Raw genomic sequence first — 14,808 nt, 5'->3', positions numbered from 1 at the left:
GCGGGACTGGGTGGGCAAGGTAAAGGGGCGAACCGGAATAATAATGTTCGATGGCTATTGGACGCGTGACGGAGAGGTGGCAGGGAATGCTAGCGGAGGCCATATCGATTTATGGAATGGAGAAAGGCTCACAGGCTTTGGTACTGGTCTAAGAGTAAGTTTGAATATTGTGGTTCCGGGTATTTGGTCAGATTTTCGCAACTCGAAAACAATTCTTTTCTTCCCCGTAAAATGAAGATACTGAGAGCAGTCATCGGCGCTATGACTGGTGCTGTCCTGGCTACGCTTGCTGCTTGGGGCGGGTTATATCTCTTCGGCGTTGTAGTTTTGCGCGGGACAGGAAGTTTGTTCGACACGAATCAGCATGCAGCGAATCTGTTCTTTGTTGGCTGGTTCGTGTCTATGGTCGCAGCCTCATTAATTGGTGGATGGCTTGGGTATTCATCCGGGCGAAAATAGGGCACACATCCACTATTTTTCAAGCGTATACATGCGCCGCGCCATGATTCCATCATGGCGCGGCGCTGTTCGAGCACGGTGGCCCTATCTTACAAATGGGAGAGGGGAGAAAACACCCGCGAACTCAAGCCTTGGCCAATGCCATCGGCGCACCCGCCGCGACTGCCACCCTCGCGCCGAGATGCTGGTCGACAACCCCTGCCACCATATCCGCCGTCACCGCCGACAAAGTCCACCCCAGGTGCCCATGCCCGGTGTTGTAGAAGATGCATGCCGCACGCCCGCGCCCCACGCGCGGCAGCATATCCGGCATCATCGGCCGCAGCCCGGCCCAAGGCACCACGCTGCGCGTGCTGACGCCGGGGAAGCACTGCTGCACCCATTCCACCAGCGGGCGGATGCGGTCGGCGCGGATATCGCGGTTGTAGCCGTTGAACTCGGCGGTGCCGGCCACGCGGAAGCGGTCGTCGCCCAGGCGGCTGGTGACCAGCTTGGTTTCGTCGTCGAGCAGGCTGACCACCGGTGCGGCGGCGCGGCTGGCCTCATCGGTCAGGTTGACCGTGATTGAATAGCCCTTGACCGGATAGATGTTGACGCGGTCGCCCAGCCCCGCGGCCAGTGCGCGGCTGGCGGTGCCGGCGCAGATCACGGCGCCGTCGAAGGTGGAGGTGGCCGTGTCGGCGCCGTCCTGCACGGTCACGGTGGCGCGCCTGCCGTCGGTCTTCACCGCCCGCACGTCCTGGCCGTACAGGCAGCGCACGCCCAGCCGATCGATGGCTGCGGCCAGGCCGCTGGTGAACTTGTGGATGTCGCCGGTGGAATCGCTCTCGGTGAAGTAGCCGCCGTAGTACGAGCCGGCCAGCGTCGGCTCGATCGCGCGCATCTCCTCGGGCGTCACGGCGCGCCGTTCCAGCCCGCCCTGCGCCAGCAGTGCCGAGACCCGGCCGGCATGCTCGAAGCCGGTCTTGTCGCGGTAGATATGGAGGATGCCTTCCTTCTTCAGGTCGAAATCGATGCCTTCCTGCGCCGCCCAGGCGAACAGGTGCTCACGCGCCGCGATGGCCAGGCGCGCGGTCTCGATGGTGTTGCGGCGGTAGTGGGGGATCGCGGCGATGAACTCGGCGAACCAGGACAGCTTGTGCCAGCTGGGCCGGGGATTGACCAACAACGGGGCGTCGTTGCGCAGCATCCATTTCATGCCCTTGACGAGGGTCGACCAGTGGGTCCAGACCTCGGCGTTGGAGGCCGACAACTGGCCGCCGTTGGCGAACGAGGTCTCCATGGCGGCATAGCGGTGCCGTTCGAACAGCGTGACGGAGAATCCGCGCCGGGCCAGCGCGTAGGCCGTGGTGACACCCGTGATGCCACCGCCGATGACAGCGATTGATTTCATGATCTGCAGGTTCCAGGAACGTCGATGGTGGGAGCCCGGACGCAATATGCGTGGCGGACGCCCCCTCTGTTCTGGACCTGAGAGATTCACGCCACCCGGCCGCGAGGGCGGGGCGCGCTTGCTCCTTCGGTATGCCGGCGGACGATAGCGTCCGGCATTCTTCAGAGTGCACTGACTGGTGATGCCGGTCCTTTTGCCTGAGAGTTTCCGGGGCGGTTGCTCCTTCGGCGCTGTCCGCGGCGGGCACCGCGACAGTCTCTCCCTGCATCACATTGGCTTGACGCCAATCCGGGCAATGTAGTGACAAGGCTCGACGTTGGATATGCGGGTTAACGCTTAGGCAGCCTGCCGCCCGCGTCGCTATGTCGCATCGGCCTGCGCCCCCGTGCCCCATAAAATGTCAGCGCTCGCTCTCGGGGAGAGGCGCCGTATGCTGCGCTCAGGTGGAGTGAGTCGAAAAAGACGACAACAAGGTTTTCCAGTGAAGAAGAATCGCATTGCACTGGCCGTTTCGGCGGTGCTGATGGGCCCCGCCGTCGCCGCCGCCCAGGTGGTGGACGCGCCCGAGCCGCTGCAGGAGGTGGTGGTCTCGGCCAAGTCGGAGCGCGCCGAGACGCCGGCCATACCGCCCAACACGCCCTCGCCGGCCTACGGCATCAGCCGCCGCCGCATGGCCGACTTCAATGTGGTGAACACGGAAGACGCCCTCAAGTACGCGCCCAACCTCGCCGTACGCAAGCGCTTCATCGGCGATATGAATTCGATCATCTCGGTGCGCAGCACCAGTTCGCGCCAGTCGGCGCGGGGGCTGGTCTATGCGGACGGCCTGCTGCTGTCCAACCTGCTGGGATCGGACTTCAGCTTCCCGCCGCGCTGGTCGCTGGTCAACAGCGCCGAGATCGAGCGCATGGATGTGCTGTACGGCCCGTATTCGGCGCTGTATCCCGGCAACTCGCTGGGCGCGACGGTGCTGATCACCACGCGCACGCCGGAGAAGTTCGAGGGCGATGCCAGCGTGCAGCTGTTCACGCAGCGCTTCAGCCTGTATGGCACGCACGACAACTTCAACGGGGTCCACGCCAACGCCTATGTGGGCGACCGCGTCGGCCCGTTCTCGTGGCTGGTCAGCGTGGACCGGCAGGACAGCAAGAGCCAGCCGCTGAGTTTCTATACCGCGGCGCGTTCCACGGCCCGTGCCACTTCCGCCGACAAGCCGGTCACCGGCGCGCACTTCGACCAGGACCAGACCGGCCGCGAGCGCGTGGTGATGGGCGTGAACAGCGAGGGCGTCACGCATACCGTGCAGGACCAGCTCAAGCTCAAGCTCGGCTACGACATCACCAATACCCTGCAGGCGCAGTTCACCGCGGCCTACTGGCAGCAGGACCGCTCCAGTGCCACCGGCAGCTACCTGCGCGATGCCGATGGCAATGTTGTGTCGAGCGGTCCCGTGAATATCGGCGGTTATCGCTATGTGATTCCCGCCAACGCCTTCGCCCCGAGCAATGGCGAGGACGCGCGCTGGCTCTATGGCCTGTCGCTGCGTACGCGCAATGAGACCGGCTGGAATTTCTCGGGCGTGGCGTCGCTGTTCGATGTCAGCAAGGACATCAGCCGCAGCGCCAACACCGTCGGCAGCGGGCCGGGCACGGTGACCTATGGCGACGGCACCGGCTGGCGCACGCTCGACCTGAAGGCCGACTACCGGCCGCGGCAGCTGCAGGGCGGGCACTGGGTCACGTTCGGCTACCACTATGACAATTACCGGCTGAGCAACACCACCTACAACACCTCGGACTGGCAGGCGGCCACCATCAGCGCCTTCAACAACGCCTTTGCCGGCAAGACCGAGACCCAGGCGCTGTATGCGCAAGACGCCTGGTACTTTGCCGAGGACTGGAAGCTGATCCCCGGCGTGCGCTACGAACACTGGCGCGCCTATGACGGCAGCCGCAGCCAGCCCGGCGTGGATATCGGCTACCCGGTGCGCAGCGAATCCAACTGGTCGCCCAAGCTGGCGCTGGAGAAGGCATTCGGGCAGGACTGGCTGGGCCGGTTGTCGCTGGGCCAGGCCTATCGCTATCCGACTGTCAGCGAGCTGTTCCAGGGCCGCATCACCGGGACCGCGTTGATCAACAACGATCCCAACCTGCAGCCCGAGCGGTCGTTCTCGAAGGACCTGACCTTCGAGCGCACGCTGGATTCGTCGTACTTCCGGGTCTCGGTGTATGAGGACGATATCCGCGATGCCCTGGTCAGCCAGACCAACACCACGGTATTCCCGACTGTCACCAGCTTTCAGAACGTCGACCGCGTGCGCACCCGCGGCATCGAGCTGGCCTATGACGCGCGCGATGTGTTCGTCAGCGGCTTCGACCTGTCGGCCAGCGGGGCCTACAACCATTCGAAGACGCTTGAGAACGCCAACAACCCGGCCTCGGTGGGCAAGTACTTCTACCGCATCCCCAAGTGGCGGGCCAACCTGATGGGCACCTATCGCATCACGCCGGCCTGGGCCGGCACGCTGGCCATGACCTATTCGGGGCGGCAGTACAATACGCTCGACAATTCCGACGTCAACCCCGACACCTTCGGCGGCACCAGCAGCTTCCTGACCTTTGACGTCAAGCTGACGTACCGGCCCGCGAAGAACGTGCGCCTCGGGCTTGGCATCGACAACCTCACCGACCAGCGCTACTACGTCTATCACCCGTATCCGGGCCGGACGTTCTACGCCGAGGCGAAACTCTCCTTCTGAGCACGTGAACAGGCTGACCACAACCATGCAAGGCGTTCGCCCCGGTTTCCGCTTGATCGTTGCCGGGCTGATGATGGCCGGTGCCGCGCTGGCCGCGACCGCGCAAACGCACGGCGATCACAGCGGCCACGGCGCGCAGGCCAAGGCCGCGAAGATGAGCGAGCTGGGCACCGGCGCCGCGTTCGATCGAAACGGCAAGCTATGGGTCGCCTACAAGGACGGCCCTTACGTCGCGGTACGTGCATCGACCGATTACGGCCGCAGCTTCGGGCCGGCGCAGCATGTCAACAGCGTGCCGGAGCAGGCCGCCGCCGATCACGAAAGCCGGCCCAAGGTCGCCACCGGGCGCGACGGCGAGATCTTCGTCACCTGGACCCAGCCGCTGCCCAAGCCGTGGACCGGCTTTATCCGCTTTGCGCGTTCCACCGATGGCGGCAAGTCCTTCGCCGAACCGCTGACGGTGCATGCCAACCGCGACCAGATCGCCCACCGCTTCGACGCCATCGCGGTGGACAATGCCGGGCGCGTCTTCGTCAGCTGGATCGACAAGCGCGACGTGGTTGCCGCCGAGGCGCGCAAGCAGCCGTACGCCGGCGCCGCGGTCTACTACGCGGTCTCGGCCGATCACGGCAAGACCTTCCAGGGCGACTACAAGGTCGCCGACCAGTCGTGCGAATGCTGCCGCATCGCGCTGTCGCCCACGCCCGACGGCAAGATGCTGGCGCTGTGGCGCCATGTATTCCCGCCCAACGCGCGCGACCACGCGCTGGCGCTGCTGGGCACCGACGGCAAGGCCACGCCGGTGCAGCGCGCCACCTTCGACGACTGGCGCATCGATGCCTGTCCGCACCACGGCCCCGGCGCTTCGGTGGCGCCCGATGGCACGGTGCACATGATCTGGTTCAACGTGCGCGAAGGCAAGCCCACGGTCTCGGTGGGGCGCTGGAAGGACGGCAAGCTGCAGGCACAGCGCCCGCTGGATGATCCGCGTGCGCAGCATGCCGACATCGTCGCGCTGAACGACAACGAGATCGCGGTGGCCTGGAAATCGTTCGACGGCCGGCAGACACGGCTGTCCGCCATGCTGTCGCACGATGGCGGCAAGACCTGGCAGACGCGCAAGCTGGCCGGCACGGAGCGCGACTCGGACCAGCCGCACCTGCTGCAGCACGCCGGCCGCGCCTACGTGCTGTGGCGTACCGATGCCGAGGGCTTCCAGGTGTTCCCGCTGGGCAAGGAGGGCGCATGATGCCATCCCGCCGCAAGCTGCTCGCCGCTGCAGTCCTGACCCTGGCGATGACTGCCGCCAATGCCGGCAGTCAACCGGCCGAGCGCGTTGCCGTGTTCGCATCGGCCAGCGCCGCCCAGCTCGCAGCCAGCCAGCAGGGCAAGCCCTTTGTGCTGGTGGTGTGGTCGCTCGACTGCGTCTATTGCAAGCGCAACTTCGACACCATCGGCAAGCTGCGCGCGCAGCATCCAAACCTGCGCGTCGTCACGCTGGCGACGGACAACCCCGACGCGCTGCCACAGGTGCAGCAACTGCTCCAGCGCGTCAGGCTCACGCGCAACGCGTGGGTGTTCGGGCACGAGCCGCAGGAGCGGCTGCGCTATGCGGTCGATCCGGACTGGATGGGCGAGATGCCGCGCACCTACTTCTATCGCGCCGATGGCCAGCGGCAGGGCGTGTCCGGCGTGATCAGCGACGCCGACTGGGACAAGCACCTGCGCTGGGCTGGCATCGCCGGCTAAGGCTGTGCCGGGAGCGGCTGTCCGCTCAATCCGGCTTGATCCCGGCGCGCGCAATGATGGGCTTCCAGCGCTGCTGTTCCTGCGCGATAAAGCGCGAGAACTCGGCCGGCGTGCCGCCCACGACAATCGCCGCATCCGCGCTCAGGCGCTCGACCGAGGTCGGGCTTTTCACGGCTTTTGCGGTGACGTCCGCCAGCTTGTCGGCGGCCGCCTGCGGCAGCGATGCCGGCGCCAGCAGTCCGTACCACTGCGTCATTTCGAAGCCGGGATAGCCCTGTTCCGCGACCGTAGGCACGTCAGGCAGCTGGGCAATGCGCTGGGTCGTGCCGGTGGCGATGCAGCGCACCTTGCCGGCCTTGATGAACTGGATGATCGCCGGCGCGCCGACCGCGGCCGCATCCAGCCGTCCGGACAACAGGTCAGTGATCTGCGGGCCGCTGCCGCGATACGGCACATGGGTGATGAAGGTGCCGCTCGCGGCTTTCAGGTATTCAAAGGCCAGGTGGCCGGCGCTGCCGTTGCCGGCCGAACCGTAGTTCAGCTTGCCAGGCTTGCTCTTGGCCAGCGCCACGAACTCCTTCAGGTTCTTCGCGGGCACGTCGGGGTGGACCACGTACAGGCTCGGCACCTTGGACAGCAGCGAGATCGCGCGGAAGTCCTTGACGGGGTCGTAGGGCAGCTTCGGGAAGATAAACGGATTGACCGCCAGCGTGCCGATATGGCCGAGGATCAGCGTGTGGTTGTCATCGGCGCGCGCGACTTCGGCCATGGCGATATTGCCGGCCGCGCCGGGCTTGTTCTCGACGAAGACTGACACGCCTAGCAGCTTGGTCAGCTCCGCCGCGGTGGAGCGCGCCACGATCTCCGAGCTGCCGCCCGGCGCGAACGGCACCACCAGCCGGATCGGCTTGGCCGGCCAGGCCTGTGCGCGGGCCAGTGTTGGTGCCAGCGCGCACGCGCCCAGCGCGGCGGTGGTCTTGAGCAGATGGCGGCGAAGGGGATTTATCGGGGTCATGTATTTCTCCTCAAAGTTCTGTAGCTGGGCCGTGGTGGGGCAGAGTCGGTGCCAATTGGTGCTATTCGGGCTTGATGTTGCCGTCCCGGATGACCTTGGCCCATAGCCGGGCCTGCCCGTCGATGAATTGCCGTGCCTGTGCTGGCGGCGCAGCCACGACCTCGCCGCCCAGCTCGGCCACGCGTTGCCGGATCTCGGGGCTGGTCATGACTTTCCGCAGGGCGTCGGCGAGCTTCGCTGCGATCGGGTCCGGCGTTGCGGCGGGCAGGAAGGCCGCGTTCCATTCATAGACCTCGTAGCTCGCCACGCCGGCTTCCTGCATGGTGGGCACGGACGGCAATGCCTGGGTGCGGGCATGGCTGGTCACCGCCAGCGGCTTCAGCTTGCCGGCCTTGATGTGCTGCAGGCTCGAAGCGACGTTGGCAAAGAACAGCGGCACCTGGCCGGCGATGACATCGGTCATGGCGGGGCCGCCGCCCTTGTAGGGCACATGCAGTAGATCGACCCCCGCGCGCTGCTCGAACAGCACGCCGGCCAGATGCTGCGCCGAGCCATTGCCCGAGGACGCAAAGGCGACCGAGCCTGGCTTTTGCCTGGCCATGGCCAGGACGTCGCTGACCTTGCTGGCGGGGAAGCCCGCCGTGGCCACCAGCACGTTGGGATAGCGCGCCAGCACGCCGACCGGCCGGAAGGCCTTGTCCGGATCGTAGGGCAGGCGCGGATAGAGGCTGGGATTCACCGCATAAGAGGAGGCATCGACCATCATCGTGTAGCCGTCCGGTGCCGCCTTGGCGACATAGGCGGCACCGATCTGCCCGCCGGCACCCGGGCGGTTCTCGACGACGACGGTCTGGCCCAGCTCGCGCCCGAGGCCCGGCGCGATCAGCCGTGCCATCAGGTCCGCGCCGCCGCCCGGCGGATATGTCACCACGATCGTGATGGGCCGTGCCGGCCAGGCCGCGGCGGTGTCGGCGGCCTGCGCCAGCGTGGTGGTGGCGATCATGGCAGCGACCGTGGCGGCGATCGCGTGGCGTGCGTGCATGGGTCTGTCTCCTCGGGTGCGGTCCGTCAGCGGACGTCCGCGGTATAGCGAAAGGCAAAGGCGTCGCCCCGCGTCAGCCGGTATTCGATGCAGTTGCCGCCCAGGTCGAAGGCATGCCGGGTCACGACCGCGCACGGATGCGCATCCGGCAGGTCCAGCAAGGCCGCCTCGTCTGCTGCCAGCGTGCGGAAGGTCACTTCGTCAACGGCGCGATGGACCGTGATGCCGCAGGCGCTGCCCAGCAGCGGGTAGAGCAGGTCGCCCCATTGCGCCGGCGGGAGTTGCTGCAGGGCTTCGCAGCGCGGCAGCGGCAGCCAGATCGATTCCAGCAGCCGGGGCGTGTCCTCCAGCCAGCGGCGGCGCGAGATCGCCAGCCCGCGCGCGCCGGTCGGCAGCCCGAAGCGGGTTGCCATGGCCTTGTCCAGGCGCACGGCGCGGCACGACAGGATTTCCGAGCGCGGCACCGCCGGCGCGCCATCGACGCCGCCGAAGCGGAAAAACCGCATCAGGCTGGCCCCGCTCAGTCCCTTGCGCACAAAGGTGCCCTTGCCCTGCACGCGCTCCAGCAGGCCCTGCTGGACCAGCACGGCGATGGCCTGCCGGATGGTGCCCAGCGCAATGCCGAACTCCCTGGCCAGCGCGCCTTCCGCAGGGATGGCGCTGCCGGGCGTCCACGCGCCCGAAACAATATTTGCCTGCAGTTCCGCCGCGATCTGGCCGTAGCGGCTCAGGCCAGCGGCGGTGGTTGTAGTCTGGAGCAGCGCGTTGTCTGGCATGCCGAACCCGTGCTAAATTGATGTCGATGTCATCTAGAGGACTAGAATACTGACGCGGATACGGATGCCATATCCGGATATACCCGCGCCACTGAGCCGCGCCACGGAGGGGCTGACTGATGAGCAAGCGCGCTTTGCCGCTGGTGGATACCCACTTCCACGTCTTCGATGCCGGAGCGGCCGTGCCATCGGCCCGCTACCGGCCGCCCTATGCCGCTGACCTGAAGGACTGGCACGCCCGGCTTGCCGGATTGGGGGACATGTATGGGGTGGTGGTGCAGACCAGCTTTCTCGGCACCGACAATGCGGCGCTGCTGGCCGCGCTGCAGGCCATGCCCGGGCGCTTGCGCGGCGTCGCGGTGGTCGGCCCTGAGGTAACGGATGCGGAACTGGCTACGTTGCACGCGGCCGGCGTGCGGGGCATCCGCCTGAACCTGTACGGCGATCCGGACTGGCAGCGCATCGCCACCGTGCCGTGGCGCGGGCTGTTCTCCAGGATCGCCGGGCTCGGCTGGCATGTCGAGCTCCATACCCGCAACGGCGATGGCGCCATGGTGCTGGCACAGCTTGACGCGGCCCTTGGCGATACCGGCGCGCCGGTCGTGCTTGACCACTTTGGCCGGCCCGGCCCCGCAGGAACCGCGGACGCGATCTTTGACGTGGCCTCTGCCGTGCGCGCGCGCCGCCAGGTCTGGGTGAAGATCAGCGCGCCGTACCGACTTGCATCCCCTCAGGACTGGCACGGGCTTGCGCAGAGATGGCGCGAAGTCGTGGGCGATGACCGCTTGCTGTGGGGCAGCGACTGGCCATGGACCAACCACGAGGCGCCGGCTCGGGTCGACGAGTGCCGGATGCTTGCCGCATGGCCGGGGCAAGGGGCGCCCGGTGACAGCGAAGCGGCCGGAGTGGCCTTGTCCGCTGCGCTCCGGTGGCGCAACGCCGCAGCGCTGTACGGGTTTGCGGTGAAGGGATAGCGGGCGGCTTGCGCCGCCGGCTTCAATCCAGCGCCAGCACCCCGGGAATCGCCTCCACCAGCAAATCGATCGTCACCCTCAGCTTGTGCGGCAGGAAACGGGTGCGCGGCCACACCAGGTGCAGCGGGGTCCGGATCACCGAGGCTTGCGGCAGCACGCGCACCAGCGTGCCCCGGTCCAGCGGCTCCCGCACCAGCCACAAGGGGACATTGACCAGGCCCGCGCCTCGTATGGCTGCCGCAGCGATGGTGTCGATATCGTCAAAGCCGAGACGGTGAGCCAGCTCAGGCCGCGCGATATTGCCGTCGGGCCCGGCCAGTGACCAGGGCACGGACTGGCCGCCATGCATGTAGACGAGGCAGCGGTGCGAGGCCAGGTCGGCAATGCTGGCCGGCGTGCCATGCTTGCGCAGGTAGCCGGGCGCGGCACAGAGCACCATAGCCTGCATGCCCAGCGGACGTGCCACCAGCATGTCGCTGTCCGGCAGGCGCCCGCTGCGGATGGCCAGGTCGATGCCGTCGTCGGCGAAGTCGGCCAGCCGGTCGGTGAAATTCCCTTCCAGCCGCAATTGCGGATGACGGTCTGCCAGCTCCAGCAGCAGCGGCGCCACATGGTGGCGGCCGAACACTACCGGGGCACTCACGCGGACGCGGCCGGCCACTTCCCTGCGCCCGGCTTCCAGCATGTGCTGGGCGGCATCCAGGTCTTCCAGCGCCTGGGCACAGCGTTCGTAGAAGGCCTGACCATCGTCGGTCAGCGCCAGGCTGCGCGTGGTGCGCACGAACAGGCGCGTGCCGACGCGAGCCTCAAGCCGGGCGATGGCCTTGCCGATGGCCGAGCGCGTCAGCCCAAGGCGCGCCGCGGCCTGGGCAAAGCTGCCGGCCTCCGCGGCGGCAACGAAGGCGGAGATCCCGGCCAGCCGGTCATGGGTAATTGGTTCCATAAGATCTACATGAGAAGGACATCGATTGCCCAATGGCGCTGGCAGGGAATCAGTATAGTGGGTTCACCGTTTTCAACAGACCGGAGTACCCCATGACTTCCTCCATGCAGCGCTGGCAACTGTCCGCTTTCGGCCGCAACAACCTGCGTCGCGTCGACGCGCCCATTCCCGTGCCCGGTCCCGGCGAGGTGCTGGTGCGGGTCCATGCCGTGGCCTTGAACTACCGCGACCTGCTGATCATCCAGGACGGCATGGGCATGCCCGTGCAGCCGCCGCTGGTTCTCGGGTCGGACATGCGCGGCGAGGTGGTGGCGAGTGGCGATGGTGTAGCCGACTTTGCCCCTGGCGACGCCGTGATCAGCACCTTCTTCACCGGCTGGCTCGATGGCGTGCAGCCGCACCGCAGCATGCCGCTGGGCGTGCCGGGTCCCGGCATGCTGTCGGAGTACGTGGTATTGGCAGAGGACTCGCTGGTGTCGGCCCCGCGCACGCTGGACGCCGCGCAGGCCAGCACGCTGACCTGCGCCGGCCTGACGGCCTGGCAAGCCCTGGCTGAAGCGACGGTGACGCGGCCCGGCGACACCGTCGTGGTGATCGGCACCGGCGGAGTGGCCCTGTTTGCGGTGCAGATCGCCCGCGCACAGGGGGCGCGCGTGATCGTGGTGTCAGGCAGCGACGACAAGCTGGCGCGCGTGCAGGAGCTGGGCGCGGCGCATGGCGTCCATCGCGGCCGCACCGCTGACTGGCCGGCTGCCGTGCGCGAGCTGACCGGAGGCCGCGGTGCCGACCATGTGCTGGAACTGGCTGGCGGAGACAACTTCGGCCGGTCGCTTGCCGCGCTGGCGCAGGGCGGCCGGATCTCGGTGATCGGCAACCTTCAGGGGGATGAGCTGCGCGCCAGCGTCTATCCGGTGCTGCATGGCCGCGTGACCGTGCAGGGGATCGGCGTGTCGCACCGGCGCGCGCTGCAGGACCTGGTGCGTGCCGTGGACTGGTTGGGGCTGCGCCCGGTGATCGAGAGCGAGTACGGGTTCGGGGACTTGCCCGCGGCGCTCGACCACCTGGAACGCGGGGCCTTCGGCAAGGTGGTGGTGCGGCTGCGCTGAGGCGCGGGCCGGACTGCTATTTGCGAGCCTTGCCGCGCACGCTCTTCTTGGCCGCGGCGGCGCGCGCCGCTTCTTTTTCGGCCGCTGCCGCCGCGCCCAACTGCTCCAGCCAGGACATGCCCTCGACATAGGACAGGAAATGCCGCAGGTATTCCGGCGACGTCTCGCGCATCAGGGACAGCGAACGATGCACGAGATGGTCGGTATTGAGCGGCCCGGCATTCTCCGGCACGCGTTCCAGCGACAGGCGGAAGTGCTGCTCGACGCTGACCCTGGCCCAGGTCTCGCGGAAGTAGTCGGCCAGGGCGTCGACCAGCGGCGCGTCGGACTGGGGTGCGGTTGCCGGCACCGGCGTGGGCGATCGTGCATCGTTCGAGGCGATCGCGATGGCGGGCCTGGCGCGTGCGGTGATGTCGTGCACGAGTGCGCCAAGCGCGCTGGCTGTCGGGCCGGCTGTTGGCGCGGACGGCGCGGCACCATCGGCACCATCGCTATCCTGGCCTGTGTGCCGCTGCACGATGGCTGCATACGCGGCGGCCAGGCCACGCAGGCGCTCATCCAGCAAGCCCCGCACCGCGCCACTGTGTGCGGCGGCGCGGCGGGCCAGTGCTTCCATCAGGCGGAAGCGCACGGGATCGGCCTGATCGGCGCCGCTGGCCTGCCAGGCGTCCAGTTGCGCGCGGATATCGGTTGCCACGTCGAGGCTAGCCATGCGGCTTCACGGTGCCCGCGGTCACACGCGGCACCGGCGAGATCTCGACGCGCCGGTTCTTCGCGCGGCCCTCGGCATCGGCATTCGGTGTCACCGGCTGCTGCGAACCGAAGGCGGCCGAGAACACCGAGGTGGGCGGGATGCCGGCATCGATCAGGGTGCGGGTCACGGTCAGCGCGCGCTGCGCCGACAGCTCCCAGTTGTCGGCAAAGCGGCGGTTGCCTTCGCGCACCTGCTGGTCGTCGGTAAAGCCGCTCACCATCAGGATCTCGTCGCGGCTGCGCAGGTAGGCCGACAACGGCTGCGCCAGGCTCTTCAGCAGATCGCGGCCTTCAGGTTGCAGCTGGTCTGAGTTGAGCGCAAACAGCACGTTGCCGCTGATGCCGATGCGGCCGTTCACCAGCGTCACGCGGCCGGCCGCCAGCGGCGCCGCCAGCGCCTTTTCCAGCGTCTCGCGGCGCTGTGCTTCCTCCTGCCGCTGCTTCACCTCGGCTTCCAGCCTGGCCGACAGTTCCATCTGCACGCCGATGACCCCCAGCAGGACGAGCACGAACGCGCCCAGCAGCACCGACATCAGGTCGCCGAAGACGGCCCAGGCCGGTACGGTCGGCTCGACGCCGGCGTCAAGGTCCTCTCTCATGCCGCCTCTGCGCTGGGCGCTTGCTGGCCGGCGCGCTGCTGCAGGTCCTCAAGGATCTGCTTTTGCGACAGCATGCTCAGGTCGACGACTTCGCGCGCCTGCGCCACGTAGTAGGCCAGTTGCTCGTCGCTGCGCGTCATCGACTTGTCCAGCGCGGCCTCGATGCGCTGCAGGTGGTCGATCAGCTTGCCGTTGGATTCGCTGAACAGCTGCACCGCCACGCCGAAGGCCTCGCCCAGGCTCGCGACTTCCACCGCACTGCCGGTGACCTGCGCGGCGATGTCGGTGAGCTTGCCGGTTTCGGCTTCGACCTTGTCGGTAAAGCGCGTGCCGACGCGGTCCAGCAGGTCCGCCGTGGTGGCGACCAGGGTGTCGACCGCGCTGCGCTGCTCAGTGGAGGCGCGGCTCACGGCATCGAGCAGCGTGCCCAGCGTTTCCAGCATGCGGCTGCGCTCTTCCAGCATGGCGTTGTCGCGCGCCATGCCGTCGGTGAGCTTCTCGCGCAGTTCTGCGATGACCTCCGCGGCGGCCTTGGGCGCTTCGGATGCGGCCTGCATCAGGTGGGCGACTTCGGCGATGGTGCCGGTGGCCTGGGCCTGCGCCTGGGCTGCCATGTCGCGCGCGGTGACGGCCAGCGTCTCGCAGATTTCCTGCTGGCGGCTGACGGTGTGCGCGCTGGCCTGTTCCCATTCCTGGCGCAGCGATGCGGCCATGGTGCCGAGCGTGTCAGTCCAGGCGGCCATGCGTTGCGCGTCCTGCGATGCCAGTTCCGCCTGCAATGTGGTGGCGGCCTTGGGTGCCTCGGCCGCGGCTTGCACCAGGCGGTCGATTTCGGCGAGTGTGGTGCTGGCATGCGCCTGCGTCTCGGTCGAGATCGCGCGCGCGGTCTGCGCCAGCGCCTCGCAGATCTCCTGCTGGCGCGTGGCGGCGTGCGTGCTGGCCTGTTCCCACTGCTGGCGCAGCGTGGCGGCGATGGTGCCGAGCGTATCGGTCCAGCCGGCAAAGCGCTGCTCATCGCGCGCAGCCAGCTCGGCCTGAAGCGCAACGGCCGCCTTTGGGGCATCCGTTGCGGCCTGCACCAGACGGTCGATCTCAGCGAGGGTGCGGCTGGCATGCGCCTGGGTCTGGGCCGAGATGTCGCGCACGCTCTGCGCCAGCGTCGTGCTGATCTCGTCCTGGCGGCTTACCGTGTGCGCGTTCAGCTGTTCCCACTCCTGGCGCAACGCGGCTGTCATGGTGCC

13 protein-coding genes, 1 pseudogene and 2 riboswitches are annotated in these 14,808 nt (G+C 67.6%); of the genes and pseudogenes, 6 read left to right on the top strand and 8 right to left on the bottom strand.

Annotation, left to right across the window (positions count from 1 at the left end):
* Positions 1-235 (top strand): T6SS effector amidase Tae4 family protein (locus tag AC3WRI_RS21565; protein WP_492294056.1); only part of this gene is annotated, 235 nt, incomplete at its 5' end.
* Positions 236-583: 348 nt separating this feature from the next.
* Here the strand turns inward: AC3WRI_RS21565 and AC3WRI_RS21560 are convergent.
* Positions 584-1,852: a D-amino acid dehydrogenase gene (locus AC3WRI_RS21560; protein WP_010813248.1), complete on the bottom strand. Its 1,269-nt coding sequence runs from the start codon at positions 1,850-1,852 to the stop codon at positions 584-586.
* A 56-nt stretch (positions 1,853-1,908) separates the two neighbouring features.
* Positions 1,909-2,027, bottom strand: a riboswitch (glycine riboswitch).
* A riboswitch (glycine riboswitch) is annotated at positions 2,028-2,126 on the bottom strand.
* Positions 2,127-2,282: 156 nt separating this feature from the next.
* Here AC3WRI_RS21560 and AC3WRI_RS21555 point away from each other — a divergent pair.
* From AC3WRI_RS21555 to AC3WRI_RS21545, 3 genes are read left to right on the top strand one after another with little or no spacing between them, the layout of a single operon-like run.
* Complete coding sequence (locus AC3WRI_RS21555; RefSeq protein ID WP_011616646.1) at positions 2,283-4,610, top strand: TonB-dependent receptor; 2,328 nt, start codon at positions 2,283-2,285, stop codon at positions 4,608-4,610.
* A gap of 25 nt (positions 4,611-4,635) precedes the next feature.
* Complete coding sequence (locus tag AC3WRI_RS21550) at positions 4,636-5,859, top strand: sialidase family protein (RefSeq protein ID WP_011616647.1); 1,224 nt, start codon at positions 4,636-4,638, stop codon at positions 5,857-5,859.
* Positions 5,856-6,359: a TlpA family protein disulfide reductase gene (locus AC3WRI_RS21545; RefSeq protein ID WP_011616648.1), complete on the top strand. Its 504-nt coding sequence runs from the start codon at positions 5,856-5,858 to the stop codon at positions 6,357-6,359. Before AC3WRI_RS21550 ends, AC3WRI_RS21545 begins: the two co-directional genes overlap by 4 nt.
* Positions 6,360-6,384: 25 nt before the next feature.
* Here AC3WRI_RS21545 and AC3WRI_RS21540 read toward each other — a convergent pair whose 3' ends face one another.
* From AC3WRI_RS21540 to AC3WRI_RS21530, 3 genes are all read right to left on the bottom strand, one after another.
* Complete coding sequence (locus AC3WRI_RS21540) at positions 6,385-7,374, bottom strand: Bug family tripartite tricarboxylate transporter substrate binding protein (protein WP_011616649.1); 990 nt, start codon at positions 7,372-7,374, stop codon at positions 6,385-6,387.
* 61 nt (positions 7,375-7,435) lie between these two features.
* Entirely contained in the window at positions 7,436-8,416 is a 981-nt protein-coding gene (locus AC3WRI_RS21535; RefSeq protein WP_010813243.1) for a tripartite tricarboxylate transporter substrate binding protein, read from the bottom strand.
* 26 nt (positions 8,417-8,442) lie between these two features.
* Positions 8,443-9,192, bottom strand: coding sequence for a GntR family transcriptional regulator (locus tag AC3WRI_RS21530; protein ID WP_010813242.1), 750 nt, complete (start codon positions 9,190-9,192; stop codon positions 8,443-8,445).
* Between the two features lie 119 nt (positions 9,193-9,311).
* Between AC3WRI_RS21530 and AC3WRI_RS21525 the strand changes: the two genes are divergently transcribed.
* Complete coding sequence (locus tag AC3WRI_RS21525; protein WP_011616650.1) at positions 9,312-10,166, top strand: amidohydrolase family protein; 855 nt, start codon at positions 9,312-9,314, stop codon at positions 10,164-10,166.
* Between the two features lie 22 nt (positions 10,167-10,188).
* Here the strand turns inward: AC3WRI_RS21525 and AC3WRI_RS21520 are convergent, their stop codons facing one another.
* Entirely contained in the window at positions 10,189-11,109 is a 921-nt protein-coding gene (locus tag AC3WRI_RS21520; RefSeq protein ID WP_011616651.1) for a LysR family transcriptional regulator, read from the bottom strand.
* Positions 11,110-11,201: 92 nt separating this feature from the next.
* On the opposite strand from AC3WRI_RS21520, the gene AC3WRI_RS21515 reads away from it, so the two are divergent.
* Positions 11,202-12,215 carry a zinc-dependent alcohol dehydrogenase family protein gene (locus AC3WRI_RS21515; RefSeq protein ID WP_174549474.1) on the top strand — a complete coding sequence of 338 codons (1,014 nt, stop codon included), beginning with the start codon at positions 11,202-11,204 and terminating at the stop codon, positions 12,213-12,215.
* A gap of 16 nt (positions 12,216-12,231) precedes the next feature.
* Here AC3WRI_RS21515 and AC3WRI_RS21510 read toward each other — a convergent pair whose 3' ends face one another.
* The 3 genes and pseudogenes from AC3WRI_RS21510 to AC3WRI_RS21500 all read right to left on the bottom strand — a co-directional run.
* Positions 12,232-12,927 carry a DUF2894 domain-containing protein gene (locus tag AC3WRI_RS21510; RefSeq protein ID WP_011616653.1) on the bottom strand — a complete coding sequence of 232 codons (696 nt, stop codon included), beginning with the start codon at positions 12,925-12,927 and terminating at the stop codon, positions 12,232-12,234.
* Positions 12,920-13,567: an OmpA family protein gene (locus AC3WRI_RS21505; RefSeq protein WP_010813237.1), complete on the bottom strand. Its 648-nt coding sequence runs from the start codon at positions 13,565-13,567 to the stop codon at positions 12,920-12,922. Before AC3WRI_RS21505 ends, AC3WRI_RS21510 begins: the two co-directional genes overlap by 8 nt.
* Positions 13,564-14,808 (bottom strand): annotated as a pseudogene (locus tag AC3WRI_RS21500) (DUF802 domain-containing protein); the annotation flags it as partial. The gene AC3WRI_RS21505 and the pseudogene AC3WRI_RS21500, both read right to left, overlap by 4 nt.

It is taken from the genome of Cupriavidus sp. FW305-27, assembly GCF_058787995.1.
This window is presented reverse-complemented; position numbering and strand designations above follow the sequence as displayed.

Coding starts and splice junctions, on each gene's coding strand:
- AC3WRI_RS21530 (WP_010813242.1), bottom strand. CDS start 9,192: ATGCCAGACAACGCGCTGCTCCAGACTACAACCACCGCCGCTGGCCTG.
- AC3WRI_RS21525 (WP_011616650.1), top strand. CDS start 9,312: ATGAGCAAGCGCGCTTTGCCGCTGGTGGATACCCACTTCCACGTCTTC.
- AC3WRI_RS21555 (WP_011616646.1), top strand. CDS start 2,283: ATGCTGCGCTCAGGTGGAGTGAGTCGAAAAAGACGACAACAAGGTTTT.
- AC3WRI_RS21540 (WP_011616649.1), bottom strand. CDS start 7,374: ATGACCCCGATAAATCCCCTTCGCCGCCATCTGCTCAAGACCACCGCC.
- AC3WRI_RS21520 (WP_011616651.1), bottom strand. CDS start 11,109: ATGGAACCAATTACCCATGACCGGCTGGCCGGGATCTCCGCCTTCGTT.
- AC3WRI_RS21505 (WP_010813237.1), bottom strand. CDS start 13,567: ATGAGAGAGGACCTTGACGCCGGCGTCGAGCCGACCGTACCGGCCTGG.
- AC3WRI_RS21515 (WP_174549474.1), top strand. CDS start 11,202: ATGACTTCCTCCATGCAGCGCTGGCAACTGTCCGCTTTCGGCCGCAAC.
- AC3WRI_RS21560 (WP_010813248.1), bottom strand. CDS start 1,852: ATGAAATCAATCGCTGTCATCGGCGGTGGCATCACGGGTGTCACCACG.
- AC3WRI_RS21535 (WP_010813243.1), bottom strand. CDS start 8,416: ATGCACGCACGCCACGCGATCGCCGCCACGGTCGCTGCCATGATCGCC.
- AC3WRI_RS21550 (WP_011616647.1), top strand. CDS start 4,636: ATGCAAGGCGTTCGCCCCGGTTTCCGCTTGATCGTTGCCGGGCTGATG.
- AC3WRI_RS21510 (WP_011616653.1), bottom strand. CDS start 12,927: ATGGCTAGCCTCGACGTGGCAACCGATATCCGCGCGCAACTGGACGCC.
- AC3WRI_RS21545 (WP_011616648.1), top strand. CDS start 5,856: ATGATGCCATCCCGCCGCAAGCTGCTCGCCGCTGCAGTCCTGACCCTG.